The organism is Candidatus Nitronereus thalassa (assembly GCF_032191465.1).
Lineage (GTDB): Bacteria > Nitrospirota > Nitrospiria > Nitrospirales > UBA8639 > Nitronereus > Nitronereus thalassa.
In genome coordinates this window covers 1,262,437-1,288,710 of the sequence record NZ_JAQOUE010000001.1, presented here as the reverse complement: position 1 = coordinate 1,288,710, position 26,274 = coordinate 1,262,437, and the positions used below count along the sequence as shown (strand labels likewise).

25 protein-coding genes are annotated in these 26,274 nt (G+C 48.9%); all 25 read left to right on the top strand.

All coding sequences use genetic code 11. The features are described 5' to 3' along the window. Position 1 precedes the first annotated feature (1 nt). Entirely contained in the window at positions 2–706 is a 705-nt protein-coding gene (locus PPG34_RS05855; RefSeq protein WP_313834270.1) for a flagellar basal body L-ring protein FlgH, read from the top strand. 47 nt (positions 707–753) lie between these two features. After that, positions 754–1,899, top strand: coding sequence for a flagellar basal body P-ring protein FlgI (locus tag PPG34_RS05850; protein ID WP_420888062.1), 1,146 nt, complete (start codon positions 754–756; stop codon positions 1,897–1,899). 106 nt (positions 1,900–2,005) lie between these two features. After that, positions 2,006–2,347 (top strand): rod-binding protein, encoded by a 342-nt coding sequence (locus PPG34_RS05845; protein WP_313832213.1) that lies wholly within the window; start codon positions 2,006–2,008, stop codon positions 2,345–2,347. A 150-nt stretch (positions 2,348–2,497) separates the two neighbouring features. Then, entirely contained in the window at positions 2,498–2,812 is a 315-nt protein-coding gene (locus PPG34_RS05840) for a flagellar biosynthesis anti-sigma factor FlgM (RefSeq protein ID WP_313832212.1), read from the top strand. A 41-nt stretch (positions 2,813–2,853) separates the two neighbouring features. After that, positions 2,854–3,354: a flagellar protein FlgN gene (locus PPG34_RS05835; RefSeq protein WP_313832211.1), complete on the top strand. Its 501-nt coding sequence runs from the start codon at positions 2,854–2,856 to the stop codon at positions 3,352–3,354. Between the two features lie 12 nt (positions 3,355–3,366). Next, positions 3,367–5,025, top strand: a complete 1,659-nt coding sequence (gene flgK, locus PPG34_RS05830) for a flagellar hook-associated protein FlgK (RefSeq protein WP_313832210.1) — start codon at positions 3,367–3,369, stop codon at positions 5,023–5,025. Positions 5,026–5,141: 116 nt separating this feature from the next. Next, positions 5,142–6,563, top strand: a complete 1,422-nt coding sequence (locus PPG34_RS05825; protein WP_313832209.1) for a flagellin N-terminal helical domain-containing protein — start codon at positions 5,142–5,144, stop codon at positions 6,561–6,563. A 196-nt stretch (positions 6,564–6,759) separates the two neighbouring features. Then, positions 6,760–7,707, top strand: a complete 948-nt coding sequence (locus PPG34_RS05820) for a GGDEF domain-containing response regulator (protein WP_313832208.1) — start codon at positions 6,760–6,762, stop codon at positions 7,705–7,707. Positions 7,708–7,732: 25 nt separating this feature from the next. Continuing rightward, entirely contained in the window at positions 7,733–10,093 is a 2,361-nt protein-coding gene (locus tag PPG34_RS05815; RefSeq protein ID WP_313832207.1) for a response regulator, read from the top strand. A gap of 23 nt (positions 10,094–10,116) precedes the next feature. Beyond that, complete coding sequence (gene fliW, locus PPG34_RS05810; protein WP_313832206.1) at positions 10,117–10,596, top strand: flagellar assembly protein FliW; 480 nt, start codon at positions 10,117–10,119, stop codon at positions 10,594–10,596. Positions 10,597–10,656: 60 nt separating this feature from the next. Next, the gene (csrA, locus tag PPG34_RS05805; RefSeq protein ID WP_313832205.1) at positions 10,657–10,911 is read left to right on the top strand and encodes a carbon storage regulator CsrA; all 255 of its coding nucleotides are present in this window, start codon (positions 10,657–10,659) and stop codon (positions 10,909–10,911) included. Between the two features lie 300 nt (positions 10,912–11,211). After that, on the top strand, positions 11,212–12,279 hold the full coding sequence (gene pseB / locus PPG34_RS05800; RefSeq protein WP_313832204.1) for a UDP-N-acetylglucosamine 4,6-dehydratase (inverting): 1,068 nt from the start codon (positions 11,212–11,214) through the stop codon (positions 12,277–12,279). A gap of 11 nt (positions 12,280–12,290) precedes the next feature. Then, positions 12,291–13,457: a UDP-4-amino-4,6-dideoxy-N-acetyl-beta-L-altrosamine transaminase gene (gene pseC, locus PPG34_RS05795; protein WP_313832203.1), complete on the top strand. Its 1,167-nt coding sequence runs from the start codon at positions 12,291–12,293 to the stop codon at positions 13,455–13,457. Positions 13,458–13,497: 40 nt separating this feature from the next. Then, positions 13,498–14,370 carry an N-acetylneuraminate synthase family protein gene (locus PPG34_RS05790; RefSeq protein WP_313832202.1) on the top strand — a complete coding sequence of 291 codons (873 nt, stop codon included), beginning with the start codon at positions 13,498–13,500 and terminating at the stop codon, positions 14,368–14,370. Next, positions 14,343–15,122, top strand: coding sequence for a glycosyltransferase family protein (locus tag PPG34_RS05785; RefSeq protein ID WP_313832201.1), 780 nt, complete (start codon positions 14,343–14,345; stop codon positions 15,120–15,122). Before PPG34_RS05790 ends, PPG34_RS05785 begins: the two co-directional genes overlap by 28 nt. Before the next feature lies 1 nt (position 15,123). Beyond that, positions 15,124–16,488 (top strand): aminotransferase class III-fold pyridoxal phosphate-dependent enzyme, encoded by a 1,365-nt coding sequence (locus PPG34_RS05780; RefSeq protein ID WP_313832200.1) that lies wholly within the window; start codon positions 15,124–15,126, stop codon positions 16,486–16,488. Then, positions 16,485–17,447, top strand: coding sequence for an aldo/keto reductase (locus PPG34_RS05775; protein WP_313832199.1), 963 nt, complete (start codon positions 16,485–16,487; stop codon positions 17,445–17,447). The genes PPG34_RS05780 and PPG34_RS05775 overlap by 4 nt, the downstream gene beginning before the upstream one ends. Before the next feature lie 3 nt (positions 17,448–17,450). Then, positions 17,451–18,515 carry a PseG/SpsG family protein gene (locus PPG34_RS05770; RefSeq protein WP_313832198.1) on the top strand — a complete coding sequence of 355 codons (1,065 nt, stop codon included), beginning with the start codon at positions 17,451–17,453 and terminating at the stop codon, positions 18,513–18,515. A 61-nt stretch (positions 18,516–18,576) separates the two neighbouring features. Further along, the gene (cysC, locus tag PPG34_RS05765; RefSeq protein WP_313832197.1) at positions 18,577–19,224 is read left to right on the top strand and encodes an adenylyl-sulfate kinase; all 648 of its coding nucleotides are present in this window, start codon (positions 18,577–18,579) and stop codon (positions 19,222–19,224) included. Further along, the gene (locus PPG34_RS05760; protein WP_313832196.1) at positions 19,217–20,200 is read left to right on the top strand and encodes a class I SAM-dependent methyltransferase; all 984 of its coding nucleotides are present in this window, start codon (positions 19,217–19,219) and stop codon (positions 20,198–20,200) included. Before cysC ends, PPG34_RS05760 begins: the two co-directional genes overlap by 8 nt. Further along, positions 20,197–21,075: a sulfotransferase family protein gene (locus tag PPG34_RS05755; protein ID WP_313832195.1), complete on the top strand. Its 879-nt coding sequence runs from the start codon at positions 20,197–20,199 to the stop codon at positions 21,073–21,075. The genes PPG34_RS05760 and PPG34_RS05755 overlap by 4 nt, the downstream gene beginning before the upstream one ends. 32 nt (positions 21,076–21,107) lie before the next feature. Next, positions 21,108–22,259 carry a class I SAM-dependent methyltransferase gene (locus tag PPG34_RS05750; RefSeq protein WP_313832194.1) on the top strand — a complete coding sequence of 384 codons (1,152 nt, stop codon included), beginning with the start codon at positions 21,108–21,110 and terminating at the stop codon, positions 22,257–22,259. A gap of 7 nt (positions 22,260–22,266) precedes the next feature. Continuing rightward, complete coding sequence (locus PPG34_RS05745; RefSeq protein ID WP_313832193.1) at positions 22,267–23,136, top strand: transketolase; 870 nt, start codon at positions 22,267–22,269, stop codon at positions 23,134–23,136. Further along, the gene (locus PPG34_RS05740) at positions 23,123–24,148 is read left to right on the top strand and encodes a transketolase family protein (protein ID WP_313832192.1); all 1,026 of its coding nucleotides are present in this window, start codon (positions 23,123–23,125) and stop codon (positions 24,146–24,148) included. Before PPG34_RS05745 ends, PPG34_RS05740 begins: the two co-directional genes overlap by 14 nt. 159 nt (positions 24,149–24,307) lie before the next feature. Further along, the gene (locus PPG34_RS05735; protein ID WP_313832191.1) at positions 24,308–26,194 is read left to right on the top strand and encodes a B12-binding domain-containing radical SAM protein; all 1,887 of its coding nucleotides are present in this window, start codon (positions 24,308–24,310) and stop codon (positions 26,192–26,194) included. The last annotated feature ends 80 nt before the right edge of the window (positions 26,195–26,274 follow it).

The following is a 26,274-nucleotide window of genomic DNA, read 5'->3' as shown; positions in this document are numbered from 1 at the left end:
AGTGCTCAAATCCATTCGTGCCGTGTTTCGTTCGGTCGCTCCTGCGTTGATGGTGGTGTTGGCCACGGCTTGTGCTCAACCCCTTCCCATACTCAAGGAAGAGGCAAAGGAACAAAAGATGCCGGATCTGCCAATGATGAGCCCTCCTAGTACGGTGGGGTCCTTGTGGCAGGATGGGAATGGGCGCGCGTACATGTTCGAAGATTTACGAGCCAGTCGTGTCGGGGATATCGTGGTCGTGAAAATTGTGGAGGACCATAAAGGTTCCAAAAGTGCGGATACCACAGCCGATCGCGACTCTTCTTACGATGGCAGTCTTGGTGGCTCGTTTCTCGGATTGAATGATTTGGCCTCGGCTTTAGTCGATGGGGTGGCGCTCAATGCCAGTTCGAAAAATGAATTTGAGGGAAAGGGGTCCACCAGTCGTGAGGATACCCTCACTGGGACCATAGCGGCTCGGGTGGTGGAAGTGTTGCCCAATGGGGATATGCGGATCAAAGGTCGTCGGGAAGTCACCGTGAACAGCGAAAAACAAACCATGATTATTTCCGGTATTGTGCGCCGAATTGATTTAGATACGACAAATACCGTGCTGTCCTCTTCTATCGCAGATGCTCAAATTGAGTATTCGGGCTTGGGAGTGGTGGATGATGTCCAACGCCCAGGTTGGGGAGTCCGAATCATTGACTGGATTCTTCCATTGTAATGATCGGACTCTTTTTTTCTAAAGCCTAGTAACAAGTTATTGAAATAATGAGGTGGAGGTTGGTGAAAAAAATCCGGCAATTCAGTGCGTTGGCCGTTTCAGTCATCTTAGCTCTTTTAGCAGGGGATGGATGGAATGCCACGGAGGCCGCCCGAATCAAAGATATTGCTGCCGTTGAGGGCGTTCGAGACAACCAATTGATCGGCTATGGCTTGGTCGTTGGATTAGACCGAACCGGTGATTCAGTGGTTGGTGGACAATTCACCGCGCAAGCGATTATTTCCATGTTGAATACGATGGGCATTAATTTGAAAGTCGACCCCATTCAATTGCTGACGCGTAATACCGCATCGGTGATGGTGACGGCAAAACTACCTCCTTTTGCGAGACCTGGAACTCGGTTGGACGTTCAGGTGTCGTCCTTGGCCAATGCCAAAAGTTTAAAAGGCGGAACGTTGTTGATGACACCCTTGAAGGCACCAAACCAAGAAGTGTTTGCTGTGGCCCAAGGGCCTATTTCGACTTCCGGGTTTGAAGGCGGGGATGGGGGAAATTCTGTGGTGAAGAATCAACAGTCCGGGGGAATTGTCCCGAGCGGGGCGATTGTTGAAAAAGCCGTGGATTTAAAAATTGAAGAATGGGATTCCTTTTCCTTATCGTTGCAACAAGCCGATTTTACCACCTCGCTTCGATTAGCTGAAGTGGTCAATACCCATTTGGGGGAGGGGTTGGCGACGCCCGTGAGTTCCGGACAAGTGGTCGTGACGGTGCCGGATGCCTATAAAGGAAAAATTGTTCAGTTGATTGCCGCGGTTGAGGGCCTGGATGTGAAAGTGGATGTGCGCGCAAAGGTCATTGTCAATGAACGAACCGGCACGATTGTCATGGGACAGCATGTACGATTATCCAGCATGGCAGTTTCCCATGGAAATCTGACAATCAAAATCAAGACGACTTTGAATGTATCGCAACCAGGACCGGCCAGCTTTGGAGGGGAAACCGTGGTGACTCCGGAGGTTGATACGAATATTGAGGAAGAAGATGGCCGAGTCATTCAGGTCGATGGTTCGGTAACTCTGGGTGATTTAGTGAAAGCGTTGAATTCGGTGGGGGTTACCCCTCGTGACCTGGTGGCGGTGTTGACTGCGGCAAAAGCTGCAGGCGCACTTCAAGCGGATTTGGAAATGATTTAAAAAACCCGTTGTTGGTTGCTCTACGCTAGTTGCTCAAAAACGGGAACAATTTTTCCAGCACTAGAAACCAGCGATTAGTAACAGTTCATGCCAGGAGGTTTTGTCAATGATTTCTGACGTAGGGGCGCTTGTGGCGCAGTCAGCCGACCATGCCGTGTCTGATGGGCGCGTCGAGGCCATTAAAAAGACCATTCAGCAAGGCGACATCAAAAAAGCCAGTGAAGATTTTGAAGCGTACTTCCTTGCCTTCATGATGAAGGTGATGAGAGAGACTGTGCCCAAGAGCACCCTCACCCAAAACCGAATGGGTGAAACGTTTCAATCATTTTATGATGAAGCCATTGGAAAAGAATCAGCCAAAGTCGGAGGAATAGGTCTTGCCCAATACATTGAGTCGAAATTACGAGAAGAGGAAGTGATTCTTAGCCAGGAAGAAAAGGTGGCGTAATAGGTGTCGGATTCCCCTGTCTCCACTTGGGCCAAGGGCTTCCTTCTGGCCGCACCATCCCTAGTGATATGGCAAAAATTCAGATCTACAATCATCCTTCTCAAGTTATAACGGTGAATAACCGATAATAACGGTAAGGAGGATACTCAAATGGCTATATCAGGATCAGATCCGGTCAGTGATCTCAACCAGGCATTGTTTGGGATTCGGCGACCTCAAGCTGGGGATAAACGCCCAGGGGATGTCCCTTCCCAATCCACCGGTCAATCCGGGGATACGGTGGTTTTTTCTTCGGCCATAAAAGAACAGGAGTCGGTGATCAACCAAATTCATGCGTTACCGGATATCCGGGTGGACTACGTGGCGTCGATTCAAAAAGCCCTTGAGGCTGGAGAACATCATGTCGACGGTGTTCGTATTGCCGCCGGAGTCATCCGGGAAACGGTCTTAAATGCCGTTGCCTAATCGGTAGTTTACGTGGCTCACCTTGTGAATGAAGAGGTTCAATGAATTCCACAGCATTATGGGATGATCTCCTAGGAACTCTTCGCGCGGAACGTACCACCTACCATCATCTCTTCACGCTCTTGACACAAGAACATGATGCCTTGCGTCGGATGGCGTCTGACCCTTTACTGGAATTAGCGGAACATAAAAAAATCGTATTGTCGGATTTACGTGATCTGGATACACGTCGTGTGACGTTGTTTGAGGCATTATTAGGGTCGCAAACAATTCACACTCCGTTGGATTGGCTCCCACTCCTCACACAGGCACAACCTCCCTGGGGAGGTCAGGCGGCCGCCGAATTTCGAGAGGTCGTCAAGGTTGCGCGTCGGGTTGCTGACCAAGGTCGTCAAAACGCCGAGCTCACCCACCGTGGATTAGGCATGGTGCGTGAAGCCTTGCGTTTAATACATGGCGGTGGGAATCAGGATCCGACGTATGAAGGGTCGGGCGAAATGCGAATGCCCTCCGTCACCTCGTCGTTAAGTGTTCTTGGGTAACGGTATCGAATTATGGCTGGGATCACCAATATATTTGAAATCGGGCGGACCGGCATTCTAGCTAATCAGCAAGGCTTGTCGACGGCGTCGAATAATATCACCAATGCGGGGACGGAAGGGTTCTCCCGTCAGCGAGCCATATTTGAAGCGGGTCGTCCTCAAGGTGGGATTATTTCGACCGGTGTTCGTGTCACGGATGTCACGCGCGTGGTGGATCAATTTATCGAAGCCCAGTTGACCGACACCACACAAGATTTCGGGCGTTTGAATATTCGCCGTGATCTCCTGCGACGGGTCGAAACCGTGTTTACGGAAACGGATTCAGGGGGAATCAACAATGCGGTTGATCGGCTCTTTAATGCGTTCCGCGATCTTTCCACATTTCCGGAAGAAAGTTCTCAACGGACGTTGGTCATCAATGAAGCGCAGGCGTTAGTGGATACGATTAATTTGGCCGAAGGTACGTTGTCGCAAATTCGTCGCGACATTGATAATGCCATTGGCCAAAACTTATCCACGGTCAATACGATCGCGGTTCAAATTGCCGAGCTAAATGGACAAATTCACTTTGCCGAATCGAGTGGAAAAACCGCCAATGATTTACGGGATCGTCGCGCCTTGTTGGTGAACAATATGGCGGAGTTAGTCAACATCGAAACCGTCGAGATGCCCAATGGTTTGGCCATCATGGTTGGTGGACAGCTGTTAGTGAGCGGGGATCGGAATAATACCCTTGTACAGGTGTCGGATGCCGATAATCCTGGCATGAATGATGTCGCGGTTCGGCGATCTGATGGCACGGATTTCGTGGTGACCTCGAAAATCAATGATGGTGAAGTGGCTGGCCGGTTAGCCGTGAGGGATGCTGACATCCAAGGTTATCAAGATCGCTTGGACAGATTAGCTGCCGTACTGGTCAATCAAATTAATATTCAACATGAAGCTGGGTATGGTCTCGACGGCACCACGACCAACTCCCTTTTCTCTGCATTAACTCCTGATGCACCGCTGGCCAAGGATACGAATACCGGAGGGGCGGCCGGGACGTCGACGGCAGTTTCCACTGCGGCTTCATTGACCATGGACAACTATGAAGTTCGATTTACCAATGCGACCACCTTCGATGTCGTCAATGTGACCGATGGCACAACAACGCTCAGCGCTCAGGCCTATACTTCCGGAGCCACAATTACCTTTGATGGACTGGATGTGGTGATTACGAATGGGAGCGGTGCCCCGGCAACCGGCGATATTTTTTTCGTGAGCGCGCATAAAGGTGCCGCCACGGACATGGCAGTGAGTTTGACCGATACGGATAAAGTCGCAGCCTCCTCTACGGCCCTTGGCGTTCCTGGAGATAATGTCAATGCTATTGCGCTCGTGGCGATACAGTCAACGAGTCAAAGCACATTGGGTGGTATCAACATCGACGATTATCATGCTGTCACCGTTGGGGATGTGGGCAGCGATACATTTCTAGCGGGGCTGCAGCGTGAAGCGAAGCAAGTTGAAAGAGACCAAGTGACGTCTTTGAGAGAAAGTGTCTCTGGAGTAAACCTCGATGAAGAGCTGACTCGGTTGCTAGAGTTTCAACGGGCGTTTGAAGCTTCGGCGAGATTAATTTCAACCGCTGATGAATTATTTCAAACCGTATTAGGTCTTGGCCTGTAACATGATGTGTCATGTTGGGAACATAGAACCAGTGAATCAGATTGAAGGTAAATCGAGCTTGTATAGTGTTGCTCGAATGCCTCACCCTTCACGCATTGCGATAAAGAGCTTAACCCATGCGTATCACTCAACAACAACAGATTAATCTCATTTTGGGACAATATCAGAATCAGCAAGGGGCGTTTGCGCGTGTCAGCGAAGCCTTGTCATCTGGGAAAAAAGTCAATCGCCCCTCGGATGAGCCGATTGCGTATGAACAAATTTTGAAGTTTCGAAATGTGCTCAATAATATTGAGAAACGATCCCTAGCCGTCCATGAAGGCGCCTCGCGATTAAACTTGTCCGAAAACTCCATTGGAACCGCTGGATCCATCGTACAGCGGGCAAAAGAAATTGCTCTGCAGCAACGAAATGACACGAGTTCTTCCGCAGAACGTCAAGCGGTGGCGAAAGAAGTGCATCAGTTATTGCTGAGCTTGCGAGATGCGGCGAATACGAAAATCAATGAACGGTATCTGTTTTCCGGATTTGAAACGCAAACGGAAACCTACGCGCTTTCGACGTCGGTCTCTGCGACGGGACGGACTCCAACGATTTCGGCCAATGACGATAACACCGGCACTACGTCCTCAACCGTGGCCATTCAAACGGCGGCCTCACTCACGGGGAATGAGTACAAGATTTCCTTTTCCGATTCCACGACCTTTGATGTAATTAACCTGACTACCGGTGCCACCGTCTTGGCCAGCCAAACTTATTCGTCTGGTGCGAATATTGATTTTGATGGGTTACGAACCGTTCTTACCGATAATCCCAGTGGTCCGCTCGGAGGAGATGAATTTCAAATCACCGCGCATAATCCTTCTGATGCGACAATTACTGCGTCGGTGACCACTCCTTCAGCACTACAACCCAATATCTATGAAATTCGATTTACCAGCACTACCGCCTTTGACATTGTGAACTTGACCGATAATCAAGTGCTCTCGACCGGGAACGCGTATGTCTCTGGGGCTAATATCGTGTTTGCTGGGATTACCGCGGTGGTGACGGATGGCACGGTGACTCCACAGCCAGGTGATGTGTTCCGCGTTCGCCCGAATTATACCTATCAGGGCGACACGGGAAGTATTGCAGTGGAATACGAAGATGGGAAAACCATTGCCACGAATGTGGTTGGCAGCCAGGTGTTTTCTGGACCGAGCGTGGATATTTTTGATGCGTTACAAGATCTGGAACAAGCGTTATTGACGAATTCACCTTCGGACCTGGCAGCCGTGATTACCAATTTAAGCACTGGCTTAGATCAATTGACGGATGCCCGAGCGGATATTGGGTCTAAAGTGAATCGTCTGGATCGGATCGCGGAAGGGTTAGATCTCTTGGCGGTCACCACCCAGGATGAGCGCTCGGCGATTGAAGATACGGATTTTGCCGAAGCCTCCTCGCAATTAGCCACGCTAGAGCTCAACCTGCAGGCCTCGCTGCTCACCCTCAACCGGCAATTTCAAATTAGCCTGCTCAACTTCCTCCGTTAGGCAGAATCTTAGCCGTTTCTTGAGAATATCGCAGATCCTTTAGTTTTCCTGCTATCCAACCGAAAGAATCTTAGAGGCCAGGAAGGCTCCTTTCTCAGACAAAACTTGCCATGGGGTTGGTTCGCTCACCCTCCATCCGCAAGTGCCTTTCCTGGATATATGATCACTCGTACAGTGCGTGAAAAGGAATACTTGAATGGATGTCCTGCTTGCGGATGATGATCCAGTGTCGCTCCATTTGCTCAGATCCAAACTGCAAAAATGGCAGTACAACGTCACGGTCTGTACGGATGGGCAAGAAGCCTGGAAGATTTTGCAATCTGAGTCTCCTCCGCGTTTGGCCATTTTGGATTGGATGATGCCTGGCTTGGATGGCTTGCAAATTTGCCAGAATGTTCGGGCGAATCGAAACACACCCTACATTTATATTTTATTACTTACATCGCGAGGCGAAACGGCAGATCTTGTCGCAGGAATGGAAGCCGGGGCGGACGATTACCTCACGAAACCATTTAATGTGGAGGAACTGGAAGTACGGCTTCGTGCAGGACGGCGAATTTTGGAACTTCAAGCTGAGCTAATGGCGGCTCAAGAGTCCCTGCGTATCCAGGCCACTCATGACACGTTAACGGGTCTTTTAAACCGCGCGGCTATTCTGGAAAACTTAGATCGAGAACTGGCTCGGGCTCAACGGGAGCAGAGTCCAATTAGTGTCATATTGGTTGACCTCGATAATTTTAAGACAATCAATGATACCCATGGCCACCTGGTTGGCGATGCGGTACTCATCGAAGCGAGCCGACGAATGGGATCTTGTATACGTCCCTATGATTCATTGGGGAGATATGGTGGCGAGGAGTTTCTTATCGTTTTGCCGGGAAGTGATGCGACCAATGCCTTAAATGAAGCAGCGCGTGTGAAGGCGGCAATGGGAGAACGTCCGTATGTGTTTTCAGATTTTTCGGTGACCGTGACCTGTAGTCAAGGGGTCACGACGTGGACGAGTACCTCGCAAGGCGATATTGAAAGCCTGTTGAAAGCGGCGGATGGGGGAATGTATTTGGCGAAATATAGTGGACGGAATCGTGTCGAATATTTGGAAGTTGATCGAACAAACCAAAATACCCAGGTCTCGACATCATGACGTTAGGCATGAAGGATTTTTTGTAATGTCACGTATTCTGATCGTCCATCATGATTCGGTACAGCGGCATTTTCTTAGCTCCTTGCTCCAGCACCAAGGGTGGGAGATTGTGGTGAGTGCCGATGCGGAAGATGCATGCCGTGTCCTCCAAGGGGAAGGTTCCATCGATGTCATGGTCATTGACCTTCGCCTACCTGGTGTGAGTGGTTGGGAGTTTTGTCGGATGCTCCGTCGTGGCTATCAGGCCAGGTTTGCCAATATTCCGATACTCTGCTTGTCCTCGAGTTTGTCGACAATGGAAGGGGAACGTGTGACCGCTTTCCTCGGAGGGCAGGCGTTTCTTCCGTTGCCTTTGGACCCGGCATCTTTGACTCAATCTTTGGTTCAGATTCTTGAGGGGAAGACGCTGCTGGCTCCGTTTCGAGTTCAGGTGATTGGGGAGGAAACGGAATGGTTAACCAGCTTGTCCCGAATGTTCCAACGCAATGGTTGGTCGGTCGGAGAGTCTCAGGGAGTACCAGAGCCTTGCTGGCAAGAAGCAGGGGATAGTCCTGACCTGATCGTAGGACATCATCCTTTTGCTGGTTGTTGGAGTCTTGACTGGGTAGCCGACTTCAAGGGGCATGCACCCAATGCAAAAATTTTTGTAGTCACTGACGATCCCAATCCGGAATTAGCCCTGGAATCCCTGCAGTACGGCGCCGATGAATTTATTCGAGAACCAGTGGATCCGAAATATCTTGATGAGTTGCTGGTCAAAGCCGAGCGAACACGTGTTGGCAATCTTTTCTCGGGCGAATGGAGTACCTCATCTGCTTTGTCGAAACCGGGTGATGAGGAATTCAAAAAATTCCTCCACGAGTTTGATGAGGTGGTCATTCTTACTGATGGTGAAGGCAAGATTGTGGATCTGAACCCACAGGGCTGTCGGCAACTATCTTGGTCTGGCAGTGAGCTGTGCGGGCATTCCTTAGTGATGCTTGAACCCTCGGTTCCGTTGGACTGGTGGTCTTCCAACCAGAATGGTCATGGATCTCGAGAGGCTTGCTTTCGGACCCGTGGCGGCTCGACATTGAAAGTCATGGTCACGACCTATCCAGTCTGTTGGAGCGAAGGGGTTCGCTTCGTGCTGGTAGCGAAAAATGTGCAAGAGTTGAGCGAACTTCGCATGGAAGTACAACGAATGCAGGAGCAAGTACGGCAATTTCAAGAAATCGAATCCATCGGAAACCTGGCTGGGGGCATTGCCCATGATGTCAATAACATTTTAACGGCGATCCAGGGCCATGCCAGTCTTCTAACCTATAAAGATTCTTCTGATGCTGCGACTCAAAAACCTGCGGAAGTGATTCGTCAGGCGGCTCATCGGGGTCAAGAACTTACGGCCCAGCTTCTTGGAGCAGCAAGAAGGGGAAAAGAGCGGCGTACCTCCATTAATGTCCATGATGCCATTGATGAAGTTCTTGCGCTTCTGTCTGGCGACCGGACCAAGAGCATTCAGATTATGAAAGCTTTAGTGGCACGGGATCCTTGGATCGGTGTGAATGCGAGGCAACTGCATCAGGTGTTGCTCAATCTTATGGTAAATGCGTGTGATGCGATGCCGAATGGGGGGACGTTACAAATTTCAACCGACTCTTTTCGACCCCATGATCCAGCCTACTCTCAAAATTCTTCATTTCATGATTCCCCCTATTTGGAAATTATTGTGAAGGACTCAGGATGCGGTATTTCCGCGGAACTCGCTGAAACCGTGTTTGAGCCCTTCTTCACGACCAAACCTCCTAGCCGGGGGTCTGGAATGGGTTTAGCGATTGTTAAGGAGATCGTGGAATCCTATGGAGGGCATATTTCTCTCTCCAGTGAGCCTCATAAAGGGAGTGCATTTCATCTCTATTTTCCACAACACCCAAGTCCTCCGTCTAGCCTGATTCATTTACCTACCTTGTTAAAAAAACCTCATCCGCGGGTGTTGGTCGTGGATGATGAGCATTTGGTCGCGGACACAACAGTGGAGATGTTGCGCCATTTGGAATGTGAGACGTGTGTGGCCTATAGCGGAGAGGAGGCTTTGACTTGCTATCAAGGCCATGCCCATGAAATTGATGTGGTCCTGTTAGATCTCACCATGACCACGATGAGCGGGGAAAACTGCTTTCGGACCCTCCAGACCATCAATCCTTCCCTCAAGGTTGTATTTTCCAGTGGTGGAGAGGTGCCCTATTCCGTTCAACAGCTTTGCGATGAAGGTCTGGCAGGATTTGTGCAGAAGCCTTTTGACGTAGAAGATTTGTCTCTGGCTTTAACACAGGCATGTGTGCCTGATCGGGAAGGGCAGCAGTATGCGTTGTCCGGGTGTTCGCCTGGGACGAAGGAAGACGTGTAACTTCTTGAAAGGTGAGTGAGCTTATGGAAATTGAAACAAGTCGATTTGGCGCTTTAACAATCCCGGAAGAACATATCCTCCTATTTAATGCAGGGTTGATTGGATTTAACCAACATACTCGATATGCCCTGCTGGGAGATGAGCGGGGGATCGGCTATCAATGGTTGCAATCTCTCGATGATGGGAATTTGGCCTTTGTCGTGGTGCAGCCTGGATTGATCAAGGCGGACTATCATATCGAGATTCAAGACGATGCCTTGCATGAGATCGAATTTCAAGAAGGGGATGAAGTTGTGGTCCTTTCGATTGTCACGGTTCCGCCAAATGAACCCGAAAAGGCTACCGCGAATTTACAGGGCCCACTCGTCATCAATTCCAGTCGAGCTCGTGGAAAACAAATCATTTTAAATGAGTCATTCCCCATTCGTTATGCCTTGATTCCTGAAAAACAAGATGTGGCGCACGGGGCCGAAACGCCTTCTCAAGCCACGGTGAATTCCTAATGTTGATCGCATACGACGATCTTCGTTGATGTCTCACGTTTGTCTGCCAAGGAGGGCAGCATGTTAATATTGACTCGCAAGGAAGGCGAAGGCATTCGGCTCGGTGATAACATCCGAGTGGTGCTTGTCCAGCTAAAAGGCAACCAAGTCCGACTTGGGATTGAATGTCCAAACAATATGCGCGTGTTACGAGAAGAATTGTATCAAGCTGTTCGGCATGAAAATCTTGCGGCCATGGCAGCTGATCCGGCGCATATGAAAGATCTCTCTAAGCACATCTTGCCGCAATCTTCGAAGGAATCTCCAAAGTCCTAATGGAGGTTTTCGCATTCATTGAGAGTCGGAGATTTGTCGAAATTGATGGCCGAGACCTTGGGGTGTCAAAACTGCCTCTCGGCTAATATTTCCTACCGTCCTTATAAGAAAAATCCCCGACTCGTCCCCCAACATCCTTTGAACTCTCGTCAATATCATAGCGCTTTAAGGTCTTGGGAGTGTCAAGTTTGACAACGAATGAGTCAAACCTGGCCAAAAAACCTTCTCCCAGCATGGCATGAATATTGTAGCGTTCCTTCAGCACGGGGTGTGATGGCCTCAGGAAGGAGTGTCTCTGCAATGGCAAAAAATTTATCGAGTCTTATCCAACGTCATCTCCAGGGAAAAACGATTTTGTTGACCGGGGGAACCGGATCGTTCGGACAGCGGCTCACCAAAATCCTGATAGAGCATTTTTCGTTTAAAACTCTGAGAATTTTCAGTCGAGACGAATTAAAGCAGCATGATATGGCGCGAAAGTGCACTGATGACCGGATTCGTTTCTTTATCGGGGATGTGCGGGATGAGAGTCGCGTGCGCCGCGCCGTTCAAGGCGTGGACATTGTCATTCACGCCGCCGCCATGAAGCAAGTTCCTACCTGCGAATACAATCCTTTTGAGGCGGTTCGGACGAACGTCGTGGGTGCCCAGCATTTGATCGATGCCGCCATCGATCAAGATGTGAAGCAAATTATGGCATTGAGTACGGATAAAGCCGTGAACCCCATCAATCTCTATGGAGCGACCAAACTTTGCGCCGAACGGATTTTTATCCAAGGGAATAGTTACGCGGGGCCGAAGCCGACCCGGATGAGTTGTGTGCGATATGGCAATGTGCTGGGCAGTCGGGGAAGTGTGGTTCCGGTGTTTCAGGCCCAGAGAAAACAAGGGACCGTCACCGTGACGGATAAGCGAATGACGCGATTTTGGCTCACCTTGGATCAAGCGGCATGGTTTGTCTTGCGATGCCTGACTCTGACCCGCGGTGGAGAAATCTTCGTGCCCAAAATTCCAAGTATAGGGATTTTGGATTTGGTGGAGGCGATGGCTCCGGAATGTTCCATCCAATATATCGGCCTTCGACCGGGAGAAAAACTTCACGAAGTGTTGTTGACGGAAGATGAGAGTCGACATGCCGTGGAATATGACGACTTGTATACCATTTTGCCTGAATACCAATCCTGGAAAGGTGGCGTACGCGAGGGTTCCGCAGGGAAACGACGAACGCTTCCAGAAGGCTATCGGTATAGCAGTGAAAACAATACGCATTGGTTATCGGTTTCCGAGTTAAGAAACCTTTTAATGCAGAATGGATTTAATACGGGAGCTCCTGTGGTTAAAAAATCTCGTGGGCTTGTGGTGCGGTAGGAAGTGTTAGGATGATGATTCCCTACGGACGACATAGTCTTGATGCCGCGGATATTGCTGCTGTGGTCGATACCTTGCAGTCCGATTGGTTAACCACGGGAGCCAAGGTCCAAGAGTTTGAACAAGCCGTGGCGCAACTCGTTTCAGCCCGTGAGGCGGTGGCAGTATCCAATGGAACCGCGGGACTCCATTGCGCGTTGCATGCAGTGGGAATACAGCTAGGCGATGAAGTCATTCTCCCTCCTCTCACCTTTGTCGCCACTGCCAATGCAGTGGTGATGTGCGGTGGCGTGCCGGTGTTTGCCGATGTGGATCCCGAGACCCTGCTACTGGATCCTCAAGCTGTGGAAGACAAGGTCACACCTCGGACGAAAGCCATTCTCGCGGTAGATTTTGCCGGGCAGCCCTGTGACTACCAAACCCTTCGTTCCATTGCCGATCGACGTGACCTGGTGTTGATTGCGGATGCTTGTCATTCCCTTGGTGCGACGTTGAATGGTCGTCCCGTAGGGTCGTTGGCTGATCTGACGATTTTTAGTTTTCATCCAGTCAAAGCGATCACGACTGGCGAAGGCGGAATGATTGTGACGAATCATCCCGAGTATGCTCAGCGGATGCGCATCTTTCGAAATCATGGGATTACCTCAACTCTCAAAGAGCGCGAAGCCAAGCAAACGTGGGAATACCAGATGATCCGTCTGGGCATGAATTATCGGCTGACTGATTTTCAATGTGCGTTAGGAATCAGCCAACTGAATAAACTTCAAGAGTGGGTCACCCGTCGGCAAGCGCATGCAGCGCACTATGATAAGGCGTGGTCGTCCGTGCCAGGTATTCATCCCCTCAGGACTCGTGCGGGAGTGTCCCATGCCTACCATTTGTATGTGATTCGTGTAGATCAACACGTTTGTGGGATCGATCGCGGCGCTCTTTTTTCATTGTTAAGAGAACGAGGGGTAGGGGTTCAAGTGCATTACATTCCCGTGCATCTGCAACCGTATTATCGCGAGGAATTTGGTGCGGGGCTAGGATGTTGTCCACATGCTGAATCTGCCTACGAAAGCATTTTGTCCTTGCCCATTTTTCCTATGCTCAAGAATGAAGAGATAGATAAGGTAATTGGGACGATACAGGATCTTGTCACTCATCATGATTTGGTATCGGCGGGGGTGGCATGAGCGGGGATTGTAGGTTGCGAGTCATGAAATGAGAGAGGCCATGCCTGTCCGGTTTGTCGCAGAAGTCTCGAGTAATCACCATCAGAACCTGGATCGGTGTCTGGCATTTATCGATCGCGCCGCAGCTATCGGTTGTGCGGCGGTCAAGTTCCAGTTGTTTAAGGTGCGAGAATTGTTCGCTCCTGAAGTGCTGGAGCAAAGTGAGGTTCATCGCGCCCGTGAGCAATGGGAATTGCCGATATCCTACATTCCCAAATTGGTGGCGCGTTGCCGTCAGCGAGACATTCAATTTTCTTGCACCCCCTTTTACTTACAGGCAGTCCAGGAGCTAGAACCCTTTGTCGATTTTTATAAAATCGCCTCCTACGAATTGTTGTGGGATGACTTGTTAATTGCTTGCGCACAAACGCAAAAGCCAGTCGTGCTGTCCACGGGAATGTCGACCATGGATGAGGTGATCCATGCCACACGGGTGATGCGAGAAGCTGGATGCCAAGATCTGACCTTATTGCACTGTGTATCTGGATATCCTGCCGTCCCGAGTGAGTGCAATCTTTCAAGTCTTGAGACTCTTCGGGAACATTGTGAATGTGCGGTGGGGTGGTCGGATCATACCGTCAATCCTGGAGTCGTCTATCGAGCGGTTCATCGATGGGGAGCGGCGATGGTGGAGTTTCATTTGGACTTAGATCGGCAAGGAGAAGAATATCAGGCCGGTCATTGTTGGTTGCCAGAAGAAATGGCGCCGGTAATTCAACAGGTGAATTGTGGGCTTGGCGCGGATGGACATGGAGTGAAAGCTCCGACGGCCAGTGAGGTTGATGAGCGGAAGTGGCGGGCTGATCCTCTTGATGGGTTACGACCACTCCAACAGGTGAGGGAAACATGGATACAGCCAGCCAGCGTCCGGTAGCGATTGTCCAGGCACGGATGGGTTCAACCCGCCTTCCCGGAAAAGTGATGCGCTTGTTGATCGGCAAGCCCGTTCTTTGGCATGTCGTGGATCGTTTGCGGTTTTGTAAACAACTTGGATCCATTGTGGTCGCCACCACGACGGCGCCTGAAGATGATGCGATTGAAGAATGGTGTTTTGCGCATTGGGTTCGATGTTTTCGTGGAAGCGAAAACGATGTGCTTGATCGATATTATCAGGCGGCATCCTTTTATCAGGCATCCTCCGTCCTTCGCATTACTGCCGATTGCCCGGCGATTGATCCAGAGGTGGTCGATGAATTGATCGAGGAGTTCGAAAAACATACCTATGATATTTGCGGGTTGTCGGGATCATTTCCTGATGGCTTGGATTGTGAGGTCATGGACTTTTGCTCCTTGGAGCGGGCTTGGAAGGAGGCTGAACTGGCTTCTGAACGTGAACATGTGACGCCGTATCTCCATGCGCATCCTGAACTATTCCGTGCAGGAAAGTTCGAACGATTTTTCAATTTGGCTCATCATCGATGGACCTTAGATGAGGAAGCAGATTTGCGATTTCTTGAACGGGTGTTTCATCGCCTCTATCAAGAAGACCGGCCGTTTGTGGCTTCGGATGTCTTGGCGTTATTAGAGCGTGAGCCTGAGTTGATGTCGATCAATCAGGGAATTGTTCGGAACGAAGGGTATTTGCGTTCTTTGGAAGCTGACCATCGCGTGGGGGCAAGGAACTAACATGGCGATACTGACTCAACATTCCACCCCAGCAGTTTCTCCTGAGCATCGGTCATCAGGACAACGTTTGTATGAAAGAGCGAAACGCTTCATTCCCGGTGGCACGCAATTACTGTCGAAGCGTCCTGAACTGATATTGCCAAATCAGTGGCCAACCTATTATGCCCAGGCTCAGGGGATTGAAGTGACCGATCTCGATGGTCGTGTTTTTAAGGACATGAGCCTGATGGGCATCGGGGCTTGTGTGTTGGGGTATGCAGATCCTGAAGTCGACGGAGCTGTTAAAGCAGCCATTGATAAGGGGGTGATGTGTACATTGAACGTGCCGGAAGAAGTGGAGTTGGCCGAACTCTTATGTGAACTCCACCCCTGGGCGCAGATGGTTCGTTATGCGAAATCCGGCGGTGAGGCAATGTCCATTGCGGTGCGAATTGCACGGGCACATACCAAACGGGAAAAAATTGCATTCTGTGGATATCACGGTTGGGGGGATTGGTACCTCGCGGCCAACCTTGGGGAAGTGGATGCCCTTGATGGACATTTGATGCCAGGGTTAGAGCCGGCAGGTGTCCCCAGGAGTTTACGTGGCACGGCATTTCCCTTCCACTATAACCAGATTGAAGAATTGAAAAAAATTGTCGACGAACATCGCCATGATTTGGCTGCGATTGTTATGGAACCCCAACGCGGGCAGAATCCTGATCCAGGATTTTTAGAACAGGTCCGTGATCTGGCCACGGAAACCGGCGCGGTGTTGATCTTCGATGAAATTACCACGGCGTTTCGGATGACCACCGGAGGTATTCACCTTTTGTTGAATATCATGCCGGATATCGCGGTGTTTGCGAAGGCCATGGCCAATGGATTTCCCATGGCCGCAATACTTGGCACCTCGACAGTCATGGATTCAGCCCAAAATACTTTTATCAGTAGTACGAACTGGACCGAGCGCATGGGGCCGGTGGCCGCGTTAGCCACCATTCGAAAGCACCGTCGAGAGAATGTAGCCTCACACCTGATCATGATCGGCAACATGGTCAAAATGGGTTGGCAAAAAGCCGGTGAACACGTGGGTTTTCACGTGCACGTCGATGGTCTTCCGAGTTTAGCGCATTTTGCCATCATGCATGAGGATGGCGTGAAACTCATGACGCTGTTTTCTCAACTCATGTTGGAAAAAGGATATTTGGCGGGCGATCAGTTTAAACCTTCTTTTGCCCATGAAATGGAAGATGTTGCGGAATATTTGGAAGCGGTCTCCGATGCCTTTCTTGTCATAGCCGAGGCTGTGGCCTGGGGTGATGTCGATCGACGTCTCAAAGGTCCACAAGCGAAAAAAGGTTTTTATCGACTGACAGAGTCATGAATGTCTTGAATCGTAAAATTGAACAAAAGGCCTTAGGCCGAACCGGAATTATGGTATCCGAGATCGCACTGGGGACCGTCGAACTCGGTCTGGATTATGGCATTCCCATGCCGGGGGCTTATGGTCGTCCGGAAACATCCGATGCCGTTCGTTTGATTTCACAAGCTGCGGAGTCAGGCATCAACCTCTTTGATACCGCTCCCAACTACGGCACGAGCGAATCGTTGCTCGGTAGTGTACTCAACGATCGGCCCGATTGTGTGATTGCGACTAAAGTGAATATTCCGGTCGATGCCAATAGAAACTTGCGAAGGGGACAGGAATTCGAAAAAAGCATCAATGAATCGTTGGACAATAGCAGGAGGCAATTACGACGGGATACCTTGGATATTGTGCAAATCCACAATGCCACGGTCGAAGTTCTGGAGTCTAATGAATGGCAAACAATAATGGCCCGGACAACAGAGCAAGGAAAGGTGCGGGTGTGGGGCGCATCTGTCTACACAGAAGAAGAGGCTCTGTCCGCTATTCGTTTAGGGCTTTGTTCATTGATTCAAGTACCGTACAACCTTCTTGACCAAAAGATGGCGGAACGTGTGTTTCCCCTGGCGGAACAAGCTGGAGTGGCCATCATGGTACGGTCGGTCTTTCTTAAAGGAGTGCTGACTGAGAAAGCGCAATGGCTTCCTGCTACCCTTGAGCCTCTCAAAAATAGTGCAGAAAAAATTTGTGGGTATCTTGAAGGGTCTTGGAGGGACGTGTCTCGGATGGCGTTGCGGTTTTGTGTGTCTACTCCAGGAGTGACGACCGCTCTCGTTGGTTTGCGTACACAAGCCGAACTTCAAGAGACCTTAGATTCCATAGAATGTGGCCCGTTGCCCACGGAGGAATTTTATTGTGCGCAGTCGTGGGGACTATCCGATGAACCCTTACTTAACCCGAGTTCTTGGCCGGAGTAATCCATGAAACAGGCTGGTCCTACTATTCTTATTCGATGTGACGGATCTTCCGAAATTGGGTTCGGTCATGTGACCAGGTGTTTGGCTTTGGCCGATGAATTCCGACTTCAGCATGGCTGTGCGGTGACCTTTGCCATGCGGCGAGATGCCTTGGGTGTTGGTCTATGTGAGGAACGGGGATATCGTGTCGTAAGAGGGTTGACCCCAAATTTACCCGATCAAGGAGTGTGGCTTCGAGATCTTTGCCAAGCCATCCATGCCGAGGTTGTGGTGTTGGATGTCCGTGATGAATTGCCTCGCGAGGTGGTGCAACGGTTGCGAGACGAGGGAAAACTGATTGTGACCATCGATGATCCTACCGACCGTCGCTTGGATGCCGATCTCGCTTTTTATCCACCGGTTCCACAAGTACACCGTATGGATTGGAACGGGTTTACCGGGCAGATGCATTCTGGGTGGGAGTGGATCATTTTGCGAGATGAGTTTCGAACACCCTCAGCGTTTTTGCCCAAGAGTCGTCCAGTTATTTTGGTAACCATGGGAGCCAGTGATCCCGCAGGACTAACCCTTAAAGCACTTGAAGCTTTGGCAAGTTTAGAGTCTGACTGTCGAGTCCTTTTGGTTCTTGGTCCAGCATGTCGACAAATTCTAGCTATTACAAATTGGGTGGAAGGTTCTAGTTTGGATGTTGAAATTCACTTTGGACCTAAAACGATGTCTGACCTTATGAATCAAGCCGATGTTGCGCTGGCATCTTTTGGTATCACTGCGTATGAGTTGGCAGCCATGGGTGTGCCGACTGTGTATCTTTGTCTTACAGAAGATCATGTTGAATCCGCAAGAGCTCTATCTCAGGAGGGGGCTGCCATGTGTTTGGGTCTGCACGAACATGTAGAAGTAGTGGATATTTCTCGCGAAATAATTCAATTGCTAGATAATCCATTGAAGCGTGAGCAAATGGCTCAAAACGGAAAGAGGGTTGTTGATGGTTTTGGCGCGCAACGTATTGCCAGTATGGTGGTCTCGCAGGTGTCAGAAAAGGTCAATGAGTTAGTTTGCCAACAGTAATGGTAAGGGCAATTTTGATGGATGGAGTTTAGTAAAAAGTTGATTGTGCAAAGGGAACAAGATGACTCTTCATGTAGACAATAATCAACTAGCCTTCTCTAGCCTTCCGTCTTCCCAACGAGGATTTTGTGTTTGGTTTACTGGACTTAGTGCGTCTGGTAAGTCGACGACAGCTCAAACGCTGACGTCTCAATTCTTAGAGCTTGGACGAGAGGTGACGCTCTTAGACGGAGATGTTATTCGGACGCATCTGTCCAAAGAATTGGGTTTTAGTCGAGAAGACCGGAATACCAATATCCGCCGTATTGGGTTTGTCGCTAAAGAAATTGTGCGTCATGGGGGAATTGTGGTGTGCGCAACGATTAGTCCCTATTGTGCGATTCGCCAGGAAGTTCGGCAGATGATTGGGGAGAATCACTTTATCGAAGTATTTATGAATACGCCACTTCAGGAATGTCAGCGCCGTGACCCCAAAGGGCTGTATTCTAAGGCGGCTCGTGGACAATTGTCAGGATTTACTGGAATTGATGATCCCTATGAGCAACCGTTATCTCCTGAATTGCAATTGGAAACAACACATTCTTCTCCAGAAGCCAATGCTGAGCTGGTGGTCGGTTATGTGAAGACACATGGATGGTTGCAAGGTTCGGAAACCAGGATTCATGCCCAATTTCATTCTGCATCTTCTTATGGAGAATGTGATGTCTAGGCAGGAACTCTTTTTGAATGAGTATGCAACGGGTGGGTTAAAAAAATGGAAAGCGCATGAAGGATTTATACTGGACTCCGTGAATGGGTATGACGTGCTGGAGTGCCAACTGTGTAAGTTTGCACATGTCGTGCCGATTCCTGATGAGTCTGAACTGCAACGAGTCTATCACGATGAATATTACGGAGAGGAAAAACCAAATTATCTTGAAGAACATAGCGAAGATTTAGATTGGTGGAATGTGGTTCATGGCGAACGGTATGAACGCATAGAACAATTATTAGGACAACAGAGCGGGCGCTTATGTGACATTGGTTCTGGTCCAGGATCATTTCTCCTCTCTGGGAAAAGCCGAGGGTGGGACACGCTTGGAATCGAACCATCGTCGCAAGCGGCAGCCCAAAGTCGTGCTCATGGTGCAAATGTTGTCGAGGAATTTTTGACCCCAGAGCTTGCCCATTCCTTGGGACGATTTGACGCGATTCAAATGAGTGAAGTCTTGGAGCACCATCCTGACCCACAAAAGTTTTTGAAAATCGCACGAATGATGATGGACCCTCAGGGTGTTCTCTGTGTGGTTGTTCCGAATGACTACAATCCCTTGCAGCGGGCTGTCCAGCAATTGACTCAGTGCGAATCATGGTGGGTGGCTCCTCCCCATCACCTCAATTATTTTACTTTACAGTCGCTTTGCCATCTCCTTGCGCAATGTGGCTTTTCGGTTGTGGATTCTCATACCACATTTCCTATGGAGTTTTTTCTTCTTATGGGGGAGCACTATATTGGGAATGACAAATTAGGAAGGAATTGCCATAAAAAACGCATGCAATTTGAGCTCAATCTAAGTCAAACAGGGTTGCAAAAAGAAAAAGCTACGATCTTTCGTAATTTCGCAGCACTGGGCATTGGAAGAGAGCTTGTGGTGTATGCCAAGCCAAATGTTCAGTCCCCTGAGCAGGAGGAGGAGAATTTATGAGCAGGGACACAAAACCATTTTTTATCGTATCGAGTGGGAGATCTGGAACACAGCTTATGGAAAAAGTTTTTGGGCTGTATCCGCAAGTTGAAATGCATCATGAGTATCTGTGTACACATGTTCAGCCATTGGCCGTGCGATATTATATGGGATTAATTTCACTTGATGAAGTCTGTCAAGAATTATCCACATATCATGGGGCAGCAATCAATTATAGTACACGCGGGTTTTGGGGAGACTCATCGAATAAGCTTTCGTGGCTCATTGAAGCGTTAGATCGGCTTTTTCCGAACGCAAAATTTATTTACATCGTTCGGGATGGACGAAAAGTGACAAGTTCATTTTTTCATAAATTGGGTCACGAGTGTTACGACGATAGAAGTACGAATATCCTGCAAAATCATATTGATCACCCAGATCAATTATCTGCCCCGCCGCCAGAAAAAAAATATTGGTGGAATTTGCCACCAGCGGGTAGCGCAATGGCTCATGAATTCAGAGGGTTTAATCAATTTCAGCGCATATGTTTTCACTGGGGCGAGGTAAATCGGTGGATTCAACGAACCCTGGCACCCCTCGGTGAAAGTCGAAAGCGGATCTATAAACTTGAAGAATTAGTCTCTAATCCTGATGCCGTCGAAGACATGCTGAGTTTCTTGGGATTGCCGATTGATCAAGAAATATTCTCATTAATTAAACATCCACACAATGTGGGTACCCCTATTGATCGCCTTCTCACTGATGAACAGCGATTGGATTTGATGACTATTGCGGGAGATGTCATGCGGCAATTTGGATACGATCGAACAGAGGAATATCGAATGGAGTATGACTCTATTCCTGAGCCTGAGCCAAGTTGGGCGACGTCGCCATGAACAGCTATTGCGATTTGTGTCAGGAAGAAAGAATGGAACGTGCGTACCAAGCTCCCACAGGGACCCGCGGTCTTTCCGTCTATGTGTGTTGTGTTTGTGGTTTGGTCCAAAGTTTGCCAAGAATCGATCATGTTGCCGACCGAAAAGTCGCCGTATCAGGTGGGGCTGACTGGGGCAATATTCGATATGGCAAAGGGTTTCGTACAACAGTAGCCATATCCGTTTTGCAGGAATTCGTAGATTTGGAAACAATCCATTCATGTTTAGATGTTGGATCCAATCGCGGATCTTTTGTGAAGCACATAAAGGCGTTAGCTCCACAGGCATCAATTTTGGCTATCGAATCTGACCCCAATATTGTTGGGGACTATTCTTCAATCGAAGGCATTGATGTGCTTGTCAATCGTATTGAAGACGTCACCTTGCCAGACAATACCTTTGAGGTAGTGTATTGCGGACATACACTTGAGCACCTTCGTTCTCCACGAGAAACCTTAAGGCAGATTGAAAAAGCCATGATCCCGGGAGGGTTGTTATTCCTTGAAGTGCCCAATTTAGAATTTGTAGGGCGCGAGGATGTGGTTGAAGAATGGTTTATTGATAAACACCTTTTCCATTTTCTTCCTGAGCACCTTACCCATTACCTTGAAGTGTCTGGATTCCAGGTAGAAGCCATTGTGCCGGATTCCTCATTGGAAAACCTTACATGTGTGGGGCGCAAGCCGGAAGAGCCTGCGCCGCGTTTCGGTGGCGAAATGCCGGCCTTAGCCACAAAAAGTTTTGATTTGATTAGGTGCTATCAAGAGACAATGGCTCAGGGTAAATCTCGATTGCGGAAGGTCGGGGACACCTTGAATGAGCTACTGCACAAGCAGCGCGTGGTTGTGTGGGGAGCCGGGAGACTATTTGATGTGCTTGTGCAGATTGGTGGATTGAATACCCAAGCCTTACAAGGTGTGATCGATAAACATCTCGTCAAATTCACCTCTTCGGTTCATGGGTGCCACTTGAAAGTTCCTGATGATCTTTTAGCCCTGAACCCCGACGTGGTGCTGATTATGTCCCGCTCCTACTTTTCTGAGATTCAAGAGGAGGTGCATACCCTCATTCCATCGTGTGAAGTCATTGGTGTCGTACAATTGCTCGATGCCGCCAATGCAGAACAACCTGTAACGATAAGTTGAAACAACTATGCTGTGTTCTGCAATTAATCAAGACCTCCTAATCGAACGTGCACGCCAGGTGAGGATTGGTAGCCTATTGTCAATATATTTTGCGGGCTCGGGACATCCTGGGGGCTCACTGTCTGCAGCAGATCTATTAACTGCGTTATGGAGTGAGGAGTTAAACGTGTTTCCTGAAGACAGGGAATCTACCTCACGCCATAAATTTATCCTTTCCAAGGGCCATGCTTGTCCAGCCCTCTATGCGATTCTTGCAGAAATGGGTTACTTACAAAAAACCGCACTCAAGACACTGCGAAAACTGGGAAGTCCTCTACAAGGTCATCCCCATGTGCTTGACCTGCCGTGCGTGGAAGCCAGTACGGGGTCCCTGGGACAAGGTTTTTCCGTGGCAATCGGGATGGCCCTAGGGTTGAAGAAGCAACAAAAGGCAGAACGTGTGTACGTGCTACTGGGTGATGGAGAATTACAGGAAGGCGAAATTTGGGAAGGCGCGATGTGTGCGGCTCAATTCCAGTTAGATAACCTCTGTGCGATCGTCGACTATAACAAACTCCAAAGCGATGATTTCAATGAACGCATCATGGGGCTTGAACCCTTAGGGGCCAAATGGGAAGCATTTAATTGGCATGTTCTAGAAATCGATGGACACAATTTTTTTGAAATCTCTGAGGCATTGGCAAAATCGAGGAGCCATGGGTTGGGGCCTACTCTTATCATTGCGCATACCCTCAAGGGAAAGGGCGTCAGCTTTATGGAAGGGAATCCTGCATGGCATGGGAGTGTGAAGTTGCAACTGGAGGATATGGAAACCAGCCTTGATGATTTGGGAATGACCAACGAAGAAATTCAAAGGAGTCTCCATGGGAATGTGTGAAGTGGGGCAACCAGTTCCGGTTCAAATCGGATCCAGTGGAGACTCTTTGAGAGAGGCATTTGGCCGTACGTTAGTGCAGCTTGGTGATCAATATCTTAACTTTGTGGTGTTAGATGCCGATATTGCTGGAGGGACGGGGACCCATCACTTTCGAAAGGCTTTCCCTGATCGGTTTTATCAATGTGGCATTGCGGAGCAAAACATGATGGGAGTGGCGGGTGGAATAGCTAGTGTGGGGCTGGTGCCTTTTGTCACGACCTTTGCCGTGTTTTGTTTGCGTGCATTAGAGCAGGCGAGGCTTTCGGTTGCCTATGCCAAAAGGAATGTCAAAATTGTGGCCAGTCATCCTGGATTAGATGTGGGGCCTGACGGGGGTTCAGCGCAATGCTTGGAAGATCTCGCGGCCTTTCGCGCCATTCCTGGAATGGTGGTGATTTCTCCGGCTGATCCATATGAAATGGAGCAAGCTACGAAAGCCGTGCTGATGTATGACGGCCCGGTGTACATGCGAACTGGGCGGAGTCCTGCGAAAAGGATTCTTCATCCCAACTACCAATTTGAAATTGGAAAAGGGCAAATCCTTCAACAAGGCAAGGACGTCACCATTATCGCTTGTGGGGTTGAAGTGGCGAGGGCTTTGGATGCAGCTGTATTGTTGGCGAAAGAAGGGCTCTCAGTGCGAGTAGTGAATATGTCGACGATTAAGCCAATCGATCGGGAATTGGTGGTGTCGTGCGCTCAAGAAACTGGTGCGATTGTCACCGCTGAAGACCATAACATTTATGGAGGGTTAGGCAGTGCCGTGGCTGAAGTGCTTGTCCGGGACCATCCCTGCCCCATGGAGTTTGTGGGGGTAAAGGATTCCTTTGGTGAGTCAGGAGAACCTGAAGAACTCGCCGTGAAGTATGGCCTCTGTTCTAAGGGAATCGCTGAGGCTGTTTGCCGGGTCTTAAAGCGAAGGGAAAGCATGGAGGACAGTCAAGCTACTCAGATGGCAAGGAGTGGGCAATGAAATACTTACATGTCTATCCCCCCAGGTATGTAGTTCATGGGGAAACAATCTTCGTTAAGCAACCGTTCCCCTTGGTGCGGCCTAAGAGAGCTCATCGTCTTGCCCAAACAGAACTAGTTGGCCCATTCCCGGTTCGGATGTTTGTCTAGGGAGGTAATCATGAAAATCAATAGAATTATGTTGATGGACCCACCATTTTATCGATTTTTAAACGAAGAGCAACGGGGTGTGCCGCTAGGAGCTGCCTATCTTTCCGCTGCGCTTCGGTCAAAGGGTTACAGGGATGTGGTGATCTATAATACCGACCTTGACCCTCATCAGCGATTATGTGTGGCCAATCGAGGATACTTAGAAGAAATGAATATGTTTGATCAATATTTGGCAGATGTCACCAATGAGCAGCATCCTGTTTATCAAGAAGTTGTGTCTACGGTTGTCGATTATCAGCCAGATTTCATTGGGATGTCAGTTCGGACAGCAAAGTTTTTTATTGCCAAGACGGTTATTCATTTAATTCGGCAAGCCTTGCCGAAGGTGATTATTGTTGTGGGGGGACCTCATGCAACTGCGAATCCGGACCATGTTTTAGAGCGTACGGAGGCGGATTTCGTTGCACGGGGTGAAGGTGAGGACACGATTGTGGAGCTGATCCAAGCCCTTAATCGAGGCAATCAAGAAGTTGGAAGTGTTGCAGGAATTGGATTTAGGCGAAATGGGAATATTGTACAAACACCAAGTCTAAAACGTAACTTAATGTTGGATGCAAGTTCAGTATCGACAGGACCATTCATTCAAAATGCTGATCGACCACTTATCTCTGACATTGATACGCTGCGTTTCCCTGAGAGAGATATTATTCTTCATAGTCATCAAATGACACCAAATGATTTTAGCAATCTATTCTCTTCACGTGGTTGCCCTTACGGCTGTACGTTTTGCGATTCTCGGGCGACCTGGACCCGCCAAGTTCGACGTCATTCTCCCCGTTATATCGTTGATGAGATCTTAAGTATCAAAGGTAAGTATGGGAGTTCCTTCTTTTCATTCCAGGATGATATTTTTGTCACTGATCTCGATTATACCTTGGCAATATGTGAAGAGATGCAAAAGCGAGGCCTTGGGGATTTGCCAAAGTCCGAATTTCGTTGGTGGTGTGAGATTCATCCTCATTTGGTGAATGAAAAAGTGATTCACGCTATGAAGGAAGTTAATTGTGTGGCAGCGGCTATTGGAGGAGAAAGCGGCAACCAACGAACCTTGAAAAACATTAAGAAGGCTAGTTCAGAGGAAACCGTACGCCGTGCTTCAAGAATTATTCAAGAGGCAGGTCTCCATTTAACGATGTTTATTATGATCGGTTTTCCTTGGGAAACCGCAGCTGATATCGAGGAAACCCTTTGCTTTATGGAAGATGTTCAGCCAGATAGCCCGGAAATCAGCGTATTGACTCCTCTGCCAGGAACAGAAATTTTTGAATATTGCAAAGAGCAAGGTTTGATCAATTACGACGAAGACTTCCTGACGCTCTTCCACCAACGAAGTTCATATTTTCATTCGCGACTTATTTCTGATGAAGCCTCACGTGAAATTATTCGTGATGCTCACATGCGTGCGGACCGCCTAAAGAGAGGGGCACGACAAAGAAGAATTCTGCGATTCGTCCAAGATCGTATGGCAGCCAATTTTGCTGAAGAGTGTGGTGTCGAGCTTGAAATTGTAGAAGATATAATGTCTGTAACTGTGGATAAACTATCTCAACATGGTCAGGGTCCCCATATCGGAGTCAATATCACAGAAAATTATCTAGATGAAAAACTTAACGTTCAATTTGCTGGTTCAAATCTATCTGTTGATTCAATGAATTGGATTGGGACCCAACTCTTAGAAGAATTTCCTGAATATGAAACTGTAGAAATGCAAGATCGAAATGAGAGCAATGTTCAGGCATATATTATTCAATCACATACAAAATCCGCACAAGTTGTTCCTCGATGGGTTTCACCATTACCAGAGGAACACCTCGCCTCTGTAGACTCTGCTCAATGAAAGAAAAATGAATCAAAGGCATAGGGCAACTTTCCTTTATTCAAGAATGTTCCTCCATGGTGGATCCTTTTCAAAGAAAT